This is a genomic window from Streptomyces sp. NPDC005898 (genome assembly GCF_040629635.1).
Lineage (GTDB): Bacteria > Actinomycetota > Actinomycetes > Streptomycetales > Streptomycetaceae > Streptomyces.
Map to the genome: position 1 here is coordinate 37684 of NZ_JBEXWC010000036.1, position 12125 is coordinate 49808.

Consider the following 12125-nt stretch of genomic DNA (forward strand, 5'->3'; position numbering starts at 1 on the left):
GGCAGCGCCCCGCCCCGTCGGCCCGCGGGCCGGGAGCCGGGTGTACGCGTCGGTTCTGCCATACGTGTCTGGTGCCCCGGGATGGCGCTGTCAACGGTCGGGAAACGGCTCGGCCGGATGTGGACGCTCGCCGGGAGCGGCCTGCGCGGCAGCGGGCTGTCCGTAGCCGCGCAGTTTGTCGCGTGCCTCGCGCAGCTGGGCGTCGGACAGGAGGGTGGGGGCACGGCCGGGCACCGCGCTGGCCGTGAGCCACAGGCGGGACATCCATTCCAGCTGCGCGGTGCGGTCGTACGCCTGGGCCAGGGAGTCCCCGTAGGTGATGGTGCCGTGGTTGCGCAGGAGGCAGCCGGTGCGTTCGCGCAGGGCCCGGAGCATGTTCTGGGCCAGTTCGTCGGTGCCGTAGAGCGCGTAGGGGGCCACGCGGACCGGGCCTCCGAGGGCGCCCGTCATGTAGTGGACGGCCGGCAGCTCGGAGACCAGCATCGAGACGGCGGTGGCGTGCACGGCGTGGGTGTGGACCACGGCCCGCGCGTCGGTGCTGCGGTAGATCGCCAGGTGCATGGGCAGCTCGCTGGTGGGCGTGAGCTCCCCGAGGACGCGCCGCCCCGCGAGGTCGACGCCGAGCGCGTCGGCGGGCCCCAGCCGGTCGTAGGGCACGCCGCTCGGAGTGACCAGGACCGTGTCGCCGACCCGTACGGAGACGTTGCCCGAGGTGCCGACGACGAGGCCGTCCGCCACCGTCCTGCGCGCCGTCTCGACCAGCTCGCCCCATGCCCGCCCGACGGCGTCCCGCTCCGCGCCCTGCCGCTGCTCAGTCATGGGGGCGATCCTGCCAGCCGGCGGCGCGGCCCTGTAGGCCTCGCCGAGAGCCCGGGGCGGGTGAGATGGGTCTCTCGGGGAGGGTGGTGTGCCATTCCGCTTGGGGCGCGGAAAGGGGGTGCGCGAGGGCGCCCAGGAGCGTGGCGGAGGGCGACACTCCGGCTGGATCAGGGGGCCTGAGCCCCCACTCCGTACGATCGCTCGCAGACGCCTGGAGGATATGGAGAGGCGGCGCTCCGCTTAGGGTCACCGCGTCGCCCGGCCCAGTTCACTTTCCGTTCACCCAGGTTGCCTACGTTTCTCATGCCACTGACGTCCAACAGAAGCCTGGGTAAATGGAACACATCACGCTTCTCCTCGGGATCGTGATCGTCACCGCTCTCGTGTTCGATTTCACGAACGGTTTCCACGACACTGCCAACGCGATGGCGACGACCATCTCGACCGGCGCTCTCAAGCCCAAGACGGCGGTGGCCATGTCCGCCGTGCTGAACCTCGTCGGAGCCTTCCTCTCCGTCGAAGTCGCCAAGACGATCTCAGGCGGCATCGTCAACGAGGACGGCCTCAAGACCGAGGTCATCTTCGCCGCGCTCGTCGGCGCGATCCTGTGGAACCTGCTGACCTGGCTGGTGGGCCTGCCCTCCAGCTCCTCCCACGCCCTCTTCGGCGGCCTCATCGGCGCCGCGGTCATGTCGATGGGCTGGTCGTCGATCAACGGCGGCACCGTCGTCACCAAGATCCTCATCCCGGCCCTCGCCGCGCCGCTCGTGGCGGGCCTCGCCGCGATGCTGGCCACCCGCCTCACCTACCGGATCGGCCGCAACACCGACACCCGGGCCACCGCCAAGGGCTACCGCGCGGGCCAGATCGCCTCCGCGGGCCTCGTCTCGCTGGCCCACGGCACGAACGACGCGCAGAAGACCATGGGCATCATCACGCTCGCCCTGGTCACCGGCGGAGTCCTGAGCCCCGGCTCGAACCCCCCGCTGTGGGTCATCGTCTCGGCCGGTGTGGCCATCGCCCTCGGCACCTACCTGGGCGGCTGGCGCATCATCCGCACCATGGGCAAGGGCCTCACCGACCTCCAGCCGCAGCAGGGCTTCGCCGCCCAGACCAGCGCCGCGACGGTCATCCTCGCCTCCTCGCACCTGGGCTTCTCGCTCTCCACCACCCAGTCCTGCTCCGGCGCCGTGATGGGCGCGGGTCTCGGCCGCAAGGGCGGCGTGGTCCGCTGGTCGACCGCGACCCGCATGTTCATCGCCTGGGGCCTGACCCTGCCGGCCGCCGGCCTGGTCGGCGCGGGCGCCGAGTTCCTCACCCAGCAGGGCCCCTGGGGCGTCGCGGCCACCGCCGCGCTGCTCATCGCGGGCGCCGCGGTCATTTGGGTGCTCTCGCGGCGCAACTCCGTCGACCACACCAACGTCACCGACGACGAGATCCGCCGCGCCGCCGTCCCGGGCGCCGAGCCCGCGGGCGTCGTCACCACGGCCATCGCCGCCGTCTCCCCGCCCCCCGCGGGCACGCTGACCGCCGTCGGCGCCCTCGCCGACGAACCGGTCAAGGCCACCATCGCGGCCCCGACCACGACCTCGACCGGCGCCATGGCGGACCCCGCCCGGCCCGCGACGGTGTAAGGACACATCAGCATGCACATCGACTGGGCAGCTCTCGGTTCGGTCTTCGGAGTCAGCCTCGCCGTGACGGTGGCTCTCGTGGGCCTGTTCACCCTCGGCGTCGTCGGCCTCTCCAAGCAGGAGACGGCCGCCGCCGCCCCGGCCGGCGGCTCCGCGGCCCTGGCCCGCACCGGCGCGTACGCCTGCTTCGCCCTGTGCGCGGCGGCCGTGGCGTACGGGATCTATCTGATCGTCGCCTGACGGCGGCGACTCCCCGGTGGGGTGCGGGACGTGTGTTCACGTCCGGCGCCCCACCGTCGTATGTGGGGCTCCGCACACTCTCCCGCCGCAGGTCAACGGCGAGTTGACGGGCGTTCGCGGGGCGTGGTGGACTTCCGGGGCCAACTACGGCGGCAGAAGAGGAAGCCGGTGCGAATCCGGCGCGGTCCCGCCACTGTCACCGGGAGGCCGTCACGGACGCTCCCCCGGAAAGCCAGGAACTCTCGCCGCCGATCACGTCGAACCAGGGCGCGGACACCCTGAGTGAGGACATATCGCCATGCGCGGCCGCCCGTTGCCGGACCACTCCCCGAGCGTCAGCTCCCTTCTCGGCACAGCGGCCGGCTGAGCCGATGAGTGCCGACCGCGACTTCGCGTACGGCGCCGCCGCCGGCCTCCTGGGCGACCTGCTGCTCGGCGATCCCCGCCGCGGCCATCCGGTCGCCGGGTTCGGCCGGGCGGCGGGCGCCGTCGAACGGCTGCTGTGGCGCGACCACCGCGGATGGGGCGCACTGCACGCCGTGGTGTGCGCCGGGGGCGCGGCGGGAGCCGCCGCCCTCGCCGCCCGTCTCGTGCGCCGCTCCCCCGCCGCGTCCGTCGCGCTGACCGCCGCCGCGACCTGGGCCGTGGTCGGCGGGACCTCGCTGGGCCGGGAGGCGCGGGCCGTCGGCGGCGCCCTCGAAGCGGGGGACATCGAGGTGGCCCGGGAGCGGCTGCCCCATCTGTGCGGCCGGGACCCGCAGGCGCTGGACCGCGACGGCATCGCGCGCGCCGTGGTCGAGTCCGTCGCCGAGAACACCTCGGACGCCGTGGTCGGCGCGCTGGTGTGGGGCGCCGTCGGCGGGGTGCCGGGGCTCGTCGCCTTCCGCGCCGTGAACACCCTCGACGCGATGGTCGGGCACAAGTCGCCCCGGTACCGGCGCTACGGCTGGGCGTCGGCCCGGCTGGACGACGTCCTCGGCTGGCCGGGGGCCCGGCTCACCGCGGGGCTCGCGGCGCTGGCCGGGACTTCGCCCTCGGGGGCGGTGCGGGCGTGGCGCGCGGACGCCGCCAAGCACCCGAGCCCGAACGCCGGTCCCGTCGAGGCCTCCTTCGCGGGGGCGCTGGGCGTACGGCTCGGCGGCACCCTCTCGTACGGGGGGCGGGTCGAGCACCGGCCCGTGCTGAACGCGGGCGGGCGGGACGTGCGCGTGGCGGACATCGAGCGGGCCGTGCGGCTCTCCCGGCGGGTCAGCTGGCTGGCGCTGGGGGTCGCGGTGGCGGCCCGGCGGGTGCTGGGGTCGACGAGGTCGCCGCGAGCGGCGAAGTCAGGGAGAAGAGCATGAGCGGTGGACTGCTGGTCGCCGGGACCACATCGGACGCCGGGAAGAGCGTCGTCACCGCGGGGATCTGCCGGTGGCTCGCCCGCAAGGGCGTGTCCGTCGCGCCGTTCAAGGCGCAGAACATGTCGTTGAACTCCTTCGTGACCCGCGAGGGCGCCGAGATCGGCCGGGCGCAGGCCATGCAGGCGCAGGCCGCCCGCGTCGAGCCGAGCGCGCTGATGAACCCCGTCCTGCTCAAGCCGGGCAGCGACCGCTCCAGCCAGGTCGTCCTCATGGGCAAGCCGGTGGGCGAGATGAGCGCGCGCGGGTTCTTCGGCGGTCCCGGCGGAGCGTCCTCCGGGACACCGCAGCCGGGAGGGCGCCAGGCGCTCCTGGAGACCGTCGTGGGGTGTCTGGAGGAGTTGCGGAGCACGTACGACGTCGTGATCTGCGAGGGCGCGGGCAGTCCCGCCGAGATCAATCTGCGGCGCACCGACATCGTGAACATGGGCATCGCGCGCGCCGCCCGCTTCCCCGTCCTGGTGGTCGGGGACATCGACCGGGGCGGGGTGTTCGCCTCGTTCTTCGGGACGACGGCGCTGCTGAGCGCGGCCGACCAGGAGCTGGTGGCCGGATACCTCGTCAACAAGTTCCGGGGGGACGTCTCGCTCCTCGAACCCGGCCTCGACATGCTCCAGGGCCTCACCGGCCGGCGCACCTTCGGTGTGCTGCCCTACCGGCACGGGCTCGGCATCGACGAGGAGGACGGCCTGCGGGTGTCCCTGCGGGGCGCCGTGCGGGAGTCGGCCGTGGCGCCGCCGGTCGGCGCGGACGTGCTGCGGGTCGCGGTGTGCGCGGTGCCGCTGATGTCCAACTTCACGGACGTGGACGCGCTGGCCGCCGAGCCGGGTGTCGTCGTGCGGTTCGTGGACCGGGCCGAGGAGCTGGTCGACGCCGACCTCGTGGTCGTGCCGGGCACCCGGGGGACCGTACGGGCGCTCCAGTGGCTGCGGGAGCGCGGGCTCGCGGACGCGCTGGCGCGCCGGGCCGCCGAGGGGCGTCCGGTGCTCGGGATCTGCGGCGGCTTCCAGGTCCTCGGCGAGCACATCGAGGACGACGTCGAGTCGCGGGCGGGCTCGGTGGACGGGCTCGGCCTGCTGCCGGTGCGGGTGCGGTTCGCCCGGGAGAAGACGCTGGCCCGGCCGGTCGGCGAGGCCCTCGGCGAACCGGTCGAGGGGTACGAGATCCATCACGGGGTCGCCGAGGTCGCCGGCGGGGAGCCGTTCCTGGACGGCTGCCGGGTCGGTGAGGTGTGGGGCACGCACTGGCACGGGTCGCTGGAGAGCGACGCGTTCCGGCGCCGCTTCCTCACCGAGGTGGCGCGCGCGGCCGGGCGCCGCTTCGTGCCGGCGCCGGACACCAGCTTCGCCGCCCTGCGCGAGGAGCAGCTGGACCTGCTCGGTGACCTGATCGAAGAACACGCGGACACGGACGGGCTGTCGCGCCTGATCGAGAAGGGCGCGCCGGCCGGCCTGCCGTTCATCGCACCGGGCGCGCCGTCATGAGCACCGCCCCGCACCACCGCACCAAGGAGGCTCTGTGAGTACCCCGTATCCGTTCACCGCTCTTGTCGGGCAGGACGACCTGCGGCTCGCGCTGTTGCTGAACGCCGTCTCGCCCGCCGTCGGCGGCGTGCTCGTACGGGGTGAGAAGGGCACCGCCAAGTCCACCGCCGTACGCGCCCTGTCGGCGCTCCTGCCGCCGGTGCCGGTCGTCGCCGGATGCCGTTTCTCGTGCGACCCGGCGGCGCCCGACCCGAACTGCCCCGACGGCCCGCACGAGGCGGGCGGGGCCACGGCGCGGCCCGCGCGCATGGTGGAGCTGCCCGTGGGCGCCTCCGAGGACCGTCTCGTCGGGTCCCTCGACATCGAGCGCGCGCTCGCGGAAGGCGTCAAGGCCTTCGAGCCCGGGCTGCTGGCCGCGGCGAACCGCGGCATCTTGTACGTGGACGAGGTCAATCTGCTGCACGACCATCTCATCGACCTGCTCCTGGACGCCGCCGCGATGGGCGCCTCGTACGTCGAGCGTGAGGGCGTGTCCGTGCGGCACGCCGCGCGGTTCCTGCTCGTCGGCACCATGAACCCCGAGGAGGGCGAGCTGCGGCCGCAGCTGCTCGACCGGTTCGGGCTGACCGTGGAGGTGGCCGCGTCCCGGGACACCGACCAGCGCGTGGAGGTCGTGCGGCGGCGGCTCGCGTACGACGACGACCCCGAGGCCTTCGCGGGGCGCTTCGCCGCGGACGAGGCCGCGCTGCGCGAGCGGGTCGTGGCGGCGCGGGCGCTGCTGCCCCAGGTCGTCCTGGGCGACGGGGCGCTGCGCCAGATCGCGGCGACCTGCGCGGCGTTCGAGGTGGACGGGATGCGGGCGGACATCGTGATGGCGCGCACGGCGACGGCGCTGGCCGCCTGGGCGGGGCGTACGGACGTCACGAGCGAGGACGTGCGGCAGGCCGCGCTGCTGGCGCTGCCGCACCGCAGGCGCCGCAACCCCTTCGACGCGCCGGGGCTGGACGAGGACAAGCTCGACGAGACGCTGGAGGAGGCCCGCGAGGACGGCGCCGCCGAGGAGCCCGAGCCACCGGAGGGCGACGACGATCCCGACGGCGGCGGCCCCGACGGCGGCCCGGGCGGCGGGCAGCCCCCCGCGGGCGGTCCCACCACCCCCGACCTGCCCTCCCAGCAGCAGGGGCCGGAATCCGACGAGGCGCCGGCCCCGCAGGAGCCCGCCCCCGCCCCGGGCGCGGGCGCCGGTGAGCAGCGGGCGGTGGGCGCCGCCGAGCCGTTCCGCACGAAGACGCTGAGCGTGCCCGGCATCGGCGAGGGCGCCGCCGGGCGGCGCTCGCGGGCCCGGACCGAGCACGGCCGCACGACGGGTTCGCGGCGTCCCCGGGGCGCGCTGACCAAGCTGCACCTGGCGGCGACCGTGCAGGCCGCGGCGCCGCACCAGAAGGCGCGCGGGCGCTCCGGCCCCGGGCTGGTCGTCCGCCGTGACGATCTGCGGCAGGCGACGCGGGAGGGCCGTGAGGGCAACCTCGTGCTGTTCGTCGTGGACGCCTCCGGGTCGATGGCGGCCCGGCAGCGGATGAGCGCCGTGAAGGGTGCCGTCATGTCCCTGCTGCTCGACGCCTACCAGCGGCGCGACAAGGTGGGGCTGGTGACGTTCCGGGGCAAGGACGCCGAGGTGGCGCTGCCGCCGACGTCGTCGGTGGACGCGGCCGCGGCCCGGCTCGCATCGCTGCCGACCGGCGGGCGCACCCCGCTGGCCGCGGGCCTGCTGAAGGCGCACGACGTCCTGCGCGTCGAGCGGCTGCGGGACGCGGCGCGGCGGCCGCTGGTGGTCGTGGTGACGGACGGGCGCGCCACGGGCGGGGTGGAGCCGGTGGCCCGGGCGGGGCGCGCGGCGCGGATGTTCGCGGCCGAGGGCGTCGCCTCGGTGGTCGTGGACTGCGAGTCGGGTTACGTACGGCTGGGTCTGGCCGGGCAGTTGGCGGGCGAGCTCGGCGGGACGGCCGTGACGCTGGACGAGCTGCGGGCGGATTCGATCGCCGGTCTGGTCAAGAACGTACAGGGAATGAACTCGCCCACGAGGAGGGCCGCCTGATGCCGCAGGGACAGCCGAGTGTCGTACCGGACGACGGGCTCACGACACGCCAGCGCCGCAACCGCCCGCTCGTCTTCGTCCACACGGGCGTCGGCAAGGGCAAGTCGACCGCCGCGTTCGGGCTCGCGCTGCGGGCCTGGAACCAGGGCTGGCCGATCGGGGTGTTCCAGTTCGTGAAGTCGGCGAAGTGGAAGGTCGGCGAGGAGAACGCGCTGAAGGTGCTCGGCGCCTCCGGCGAGGGCGGCACGGTCGCCTGGCACAAGATGGGCGAGGGCTGGTCGTGGATCCAGCGCGCTCCCGCCGAGGGCGAGCCGACCAACGAGGACAAGGCCCGCGAGGGCTGGGAGCAGGTCAAGCGCGACCTCGCCGAGGAGACGTACAAGCTGTACGTCCTGGACGAGTTCGCCTATCCGATGCACTGGGGCTGGATCGACACGGACGAGGTGGTCGAGGTCCTGCGCGACCGTCCCGGCACCCAGCACGTGGTCATCACCGGCCGCAACGCGCCGCGGAAGCTGGTCGACTTCGCGGATCTCGTCACCGACATGTCCAAGGTCAAGCACCCGATGGACACCGGCCAGAAGGGCCAGAGGGGCATCGAGTGGTAGCTCGCCTCGTCATCGCGGCGCCGTCGTCGGGCAGCGGCAAGACGACCGTCGCAACGGGCCTGATGGCCGCCTTCGCGGCGGCCGGGCTCGCCGTGTCCCCGCACAAGGTCGGGCCCGACTACATCGACCCCGGCTATCACGCGCTGGCGACCGGCCGCCCCGGCCGCAACCTCGACGCGTACCTGTGCGGGCCCGACCTGATCGCGCCGTTGTTCGCGCACGGGTCCGCCGGGTGCGATCTCGCCGTGATCGAAGGCGTGATGGGGATGTACGACGGGGCCGCGGGCCAGGGGGAGCTGGCGTCGACGGCGCATGTCGCCAAGCTGCTGCGGGCGCCGGTGGTGCTGGTCGTGGACGCGTCCTCGCAGTCCCGGTCGGTGGCGGCGCTGGTGCACGGCTTCGCCTCGTGGGACCCCGGGGTGCGGGTGGCGGGCGTCATCCTGAACAAGGTCGGCTCGGACCGGCACGAGCTGTTGTTGCGGGAGGCGCTGGAGGAGTCCGGGGTGCCGGTGCTCGGCGCGCTGCGCCGTGCGCCGCAGGTCGACACGCCGTCGCGGCACCTGGGGCTCGTGCCGGTGGCCGAGCGGCACGCCGACGCGGTGGCCTCGGTGGCGGCGCTCGCCGCGCAGGTGCGGGCGGGGTGCGACCTGGACGCCCTCCTCGCCCTGGCGCGCGGTGCGGCTGCCCTGTCGGGGGAGGCGTGGGACCCCGCGGCGGGGCTCGGGCCGGCACCGGCTTCGCCGGGTGCGTCCGCGCACTCCCCCGGCCCCGGGCCCACGACGGGCAGGGGGGCGCCCGCACGACGGCCCGTGGTGGCCGTCGCCGGTGGGGCCGCCTTCACCTTCTCCTACGCCGAGCACGCGGAGCTGCTCGCCGCCGCCGGGGCCGAGGTCGTCACCTTCGACCCGCTCCGGGACGAGCGGCTGCCGGACGGGACCGCCGGGCTGGTCATCGGGGGCGGCTTCCCCGAGGTGTACGCGCCCGAGCTGTCCGCCAACGAGCCGCTGCGCGAGGCGGTGGCGGAGCTGGCGCGCTCCGGGGCGCCGGTGGCCGCCGAGTGCGCGGGGCTGCTGTACCTGGCCCGCGAGCTGGACGGGAAGCCGATGTGCGGCGTGCTCGACGCCGGGGCGCGGATGTCGGGGCGGCTCACCCTCGGATACCGGGACGCCGTGGCCGTCTCGGACAGCGTGCTCGCGGCGGCGGGGACGCGGGCGCGGGGACACGAGTTCCACCGCACCGTCGTGGAGCCCGGCGCGGGGGCGGCGCCCGCCTGGGGCCTGCACGCGCCCGAGCGGCGCGTCGAGGGCTTCGTACAGGCGAACGTGCACGCCAGCTATCTGCACACGCACTGGGCCGCGCGGCCGGACGTCGCGCGCCGCTTCGTCGACAGATGTACGCCGTGACCGCGCGCCGCCGCTCACTCGGCGACACCCACCACCAGCCAGATGAACGCCGCGCCCGCCACCGTGCACAGCAGCGTCGAGCGGGCCGGGTGGTCGTGGTGCGCCTCGGGCAGGATCTCGGCCGCCGCGAGGTAGAGCAGCGCGCCGCCGAAGAAGCCGAGATAGCCGCCGAGCGGTTCTTCCGGGATGGTGAGCAGCAGCGTCGAGGCGGCGCCGGCCACCGGGGCCAGCGCGTCCGCGAACAGCATCGCGAGGGCCTTGCGGCGGGCGTTCCCGTACAGACTGGTGATCGTGTACGTGTTGAAGCCGTCCGCGAAGTCGTGGGCGATGACGGCGAGCGCCACGGCCGCCCCCATGCCGCCGCCCACCTGGAAGGCGGCGCCGATCGCGACGCCGTCCATGACGCTGTGGCCGACCATCGCGGCGGCCGCCGTGAGCCCCACCTGGGGGACCCGGCCGTGCGCGTGCTCGCCCGCGCCGTGCGCGGCCTGACGGCCCGCGAGGAGGCGTTCCACGAGGTGGGCGACGAGGAAGCCGGCCACGAACAGCAGCAGCGCCGCCGGTACGCCGAACACCGGCCGCCCGGCCGCGTCCAGCGCCTCCGGCAGCAGGTCCAGGCCGACGACGCCGAGCATCAGGCCGCCCGCGAGCCCGAGGACGAGATGGCGCCGGTCGGTGACCCGCTGGGCCGTCCAGCCGCCCACCAGGGTCATGAGGAAGGCGCCGAGCGCCACGAACACCGCCATGGCCCCTTGCTAGCGGATCACCGCCCTCCCGCGCGCATCCCGCACCCCGTGTCCCCCCTCCTCGTATGAAAGGACCCCTCCATGGCTGACGTCCAGGTACTGGTCGTGGGCGTCGGCGCCTGCGAGGGCGCCTCCCTCGACGAGGTGCTCGGGCTCGTGCGGGACGCGGTCGCCGAGGCCGGCTTCGACGAGGGGGCGGTCGCCGAGCTGGCGACCGTCGACGTGAAGGCGCGGGAGCCGGGCATCGTCGGGGCGGCGGCCCGGCTCGGGGTGCCGCTCATGGCGTACTCGGCGCGGGAGCTGGCGGACGTGCGGGTGCCGAACCCCACCGACCGGTCCCGCGCGGCCGTCGGGACGCCGTCCGTCGCGGAGGCGGCGGCGCTGCGCGGCGGCGGTGAACTGCTCGTGCCCAAGCGGAAGTCGGCGCCGGCCGGGCGCCCGGCGATGGCCACGTGCGCGGTCGCGCGCCGCGTCGACGGCTCCGAGCGGTCCGGCCTCGGCCACGACCTGCGCCACCACGGGGACGCGGAGGTGCGGGACGACGGCGCGGACCTCACCGACCTCGCGGTGAACGTACGGGCCGACACTCCCCCGGTGTGGCTCAAGGACGTCATCGCCGCTTCCCTGGACGGCCTCGCGGCCTACCCGGACGGCCGGCGGGCGCGGGAGGCGGTGGCGGCACGGCACGGGGTGCCGCCCGACCGGGTGCTGCTCACCTCGGGGGCGGCGGAGGCGTTCGTCCTGCTCGCCCGCGCCCTGAAGGTGCGGCGGCCCGTCGTCGTGCATCCGCAGTTCACCGAGCCCGAGGCGGCCTTGCGGGACGCCGGGCACGAGGTGGGGCGGGTGCTGCTGCGGGAGGCGGACGGCTTCCGGCTCACCGGGTCGACGGCGATCCCCGAAGAGGCCGACCTCGTCGTCATCGGCAACCCCACGAACCCGACGTCCGTGCTCCACCCGGCGGCCTCGGTCGCCGCGCTGGCGCGGCCCGGGCGGATCCTGGTCGTGGACGAGGCGTTCATGGACGCCGTGCCGGGCGAGCGGGAGGCGCTGGCCGGCCGGACGGACGTGCCCGGCCTCGTGGTGCTGCGCAGCCTCACCAAGACGTGGGGCCTCGCCGGGCTGCGCATCGGTTACGTCCTCGCCGCCCCCGACGTGATCTCCGCGCTGGAGCAGGCGCAGCCGCTGTGGCCCGTGTCCACGCCGGCGCTGGTGGCCGCCGGGGCCTGCGTGGGGCCGCGGGCGCTGGCGGAGGCCGGTCACGCGGCGTACCGCGTCGCCGCGGACCGGGCCCATCTCCTCGCCGGGCTCGCGGAGTTGGCCTCCTTCGGGGTGCGGGCGGTGGGGCCCGCGGAGGGGCCCTTCGTCCTGGTGCGGGTGCCCGGGGCCGCGGGGGTGCGGGAGCGGTTGCGGGGGCGGGGGTTCGCGGTGCGGCGGGGCGACACGTTTCCTGGCCTGGGGCCTGAGTGGTTGCGGGTCGCGGTCCGGGATCGGGGGACCTCGGACCGCTTCCTCGCCGTGTTGCGGGAGGTGCTTTTCCCCTAGGCCGGGTCGCCGGTGGCTCGTGCCGCCGCTGCGCGGCGGGTGTTTCCCGCCCACCCGCCCGTTTACCCCGCATGGGGTCGTTGGCGTAGGGGCCTGGCTGTGCCGCCGCTGCGCGGCGGGTGTTTCCCGCCCACCCGCCCGTTTACCCCGCATG

At 75.2% G+C, this 12125-nt stretch carries 10 protein-coding genes and 1 riboswitch; of the genes, 8 read left to right on the plus strand and 2 right to left on the minus strand.

What is annotated here, in order from left to right:
• Positions 1–90: 90 nt before the first annotated feature.
• Positions 91–819 carry a class II aldolase/adducin family protein gene (locus ABZ385_RS31120; RefSeq protein ID WP_358913981.1) on the minus strand — a complete coding sequence of 243 codons (729 nt, stop codon included), beginning with the start codon at positions 817–819 and terminating at the stop codon, positions 91–93.
• A gap of 335 nt (positions 820–1154) precedes the next feature.
• Between ABZ385_RS31120 and ABZ385_RS31125 the strand changes: the two genes are divergently transcribed.
• The 7 genes from ABZ385_RS31125 (at position 1155) to ABZ385_RS31155 (ending at position 9683) form a co-directional block, all read left to right on the plus strand.
• The gene (locus ABZ385_RS31125; RefSeq protein ID WP_358589344.1) at positions 1155–2453 is read left to right on the plus strand and encodes an inorganic phosphate transporter; all 1299 of its coding nucleotides are present in this window, start codon (positions 1155–1157) and stop codon (positions 2451–2453) included.
• Between the two features lie 12 nt (positions 2454–2465).
• On the plus strand, positions 2466–2693 hold the full coding sequence (locus ABZ385_RS31130) for a hypothetical protein (RefSeq protein WP_358589346.1): 228 nt from the start codon (positions 2466–2468) through the stop codon (positions 2691–2693).
• A 156-nt stretch (positions 2694–2849) separates the two neighbouring features.
• Positions 2850–2935: riboswitch (cobalamin riboswitch) on the plus strand.
• Positions 2936–3064: 129 nt separating this feature from the next.
• Entirely contained in the window at positions 3065–4036 is a 972-nt protein-coding gene (locus ABZ385_RS31135; protein WP_358913982.1) for a cobalamin biosynthesis protein, read from the plus strand.
• Positions 4033–5577: a cobyric acid synthase gene (locus ABZ385_RS31140; RefSeq protein ID WP_358700354.1), complete on the plus strand. Its 1545-nt coding sequence runs from the start codon at positions 4033–4035 to the stop codon at positions 5575–5577. The genes ABZ385_RS31135 and ABZ385_RS31140 overlap by 4 nt, the downstream gene beginning before the upstream one ends.
• 34 nt (positions 5578–5611) lie before the next feature.
• On the plus strand, positions 5612–7672 hold the full coding sequence (locus ABZ385_RS31145; RefSeq protein ID WP_358913983.1) for a putative cobaltochelatase: 2061 nt from the start codon (positions 5612–5614) through the stop codon (positions 7670–7672).
• Positions 7672–8280 carry a cob(I)yrinic acid a,c-diamide adenosyltransferase gene (gene cobO, locus ABZ385_RS31150; protein WP_358590696.1) on the plus strand — a complete coding sequence of 203 codons (609 nt, stop codon included), beginning with the start codon at positions 7672–7674 and terminating at the stop codon, positions 8278–8280. The genes ABZ385_RS31145 and cobO overlap by 1 nt, the downstream gene beginning before the upstream one ends.
• The gene (locus ABZ385_RS31155; protein ID WP_358913984.1) at positions 8274–9683 is read left to right on the plus strand and encodes a cobyrinate a,c-diamide synthase; all 1410 of its coding nucleotides are present in this window, start codon (positions 8274–8276) and stop codon (positions 9681–9683) included. The genes cobO and ABZ385_RS31155 overlap by 7 nt, the downstream gene beginning before the upstream one ends.
• 14 nt (positions 9684–9697) lie before the next feature.
• Here ABZ385_RS31155 and ABZ385_RS31160 read toward each other — a convergent pair whose 3' ends face one another.
• The gene (locus tag ABZ385_RS31160) at positions 9698–10429 is read right to left on the minus strand and encodes a ZIP family metal transporter (protein ID WP_358701739.1); all 732 of its coding nucleotides are present in this window, start codon (positions 10427–10429) and stop codon (positions 9698–9700) included.
• Between the two features lie 81 nt (positions 10430–10510).
• Here ABZ385_RS31160 and cobC point away from each other — a divergent pair, with 81 nt between their 5' ends.
• Entirely contained in the window at positions 10511–11971 is a 1461-nt protein-coding gene (cobC, locus tag ABZ385_RS31165; RefSeq protein ID WP_358913985.1) for an Rv2231c family pyridoxal phosphate-dependent protein CobC, read from the plus strand.
• The last annotated feature ends 154 nt before the right edge of the window (positions 11972–12125 follow it).

Excerpts from the sequence above, each read along its gene's own strand:
- ABZ385_RS31120 (WP_358913981.1), bottom strand. The coding sequence starts at position 819 with ATGACTGAGCAGCGGCAGGGCGCGGAGCGGGACGCCGTCGGGCGGGCA.
- ABZ385_RS31125 (WP_358589344.1), top strand. The coding sequence starts at position 1,155 with ATGGAACACATCACGCTTCTCCTCGGGATCGTGATCGTCACCGCTCTC.
- ABZ385_RS31130 (WP_358589346.1), top strand. The coding sequence starts at position 2,466 with ATGCACATCGACTGGGCAGCTCTCGGTTCGGTCTTCGGAGTCAGCCTC.
- ABZ385_RS31135 (WP_358913982.1), top strand. The coding sequence starts at position 3,065 with ATGAGTGCCGACCGCGACTTCGCGTACGGCGCCGCCGCCGGCCTCCTG.
- ABZ385_RS31140 (WP_358700354.1), top strand. The coding sequence starts at position 4,033 with ATGAGCGGTGGACTGCTGGTCGCCGGGACCACATCGGACGCCGGGAAG.
- cobO (WP_358590696.1), top strand. The coding sequence starts at position 7,672 with ATGCCGCAGGGACAGCCGAGTGTCGTACCGGACGACGGGCTCACGACA.
- ABZ385_RS31160 (WP_358701739.1), bottom strand. The coding sequence starts at position 10,429 with ATGGCGGTGTTCGTGGCGCTCGGCGCCTTCCTCATGACCCTGGTGGGC.
- cobC (WP_358913985.1), top strand. The coding sequence starts at position 10,511 with ATGGCTGACGTCCAGGTACTGGTCGTGGGCGTCGGCGCCTGCGAGGGC.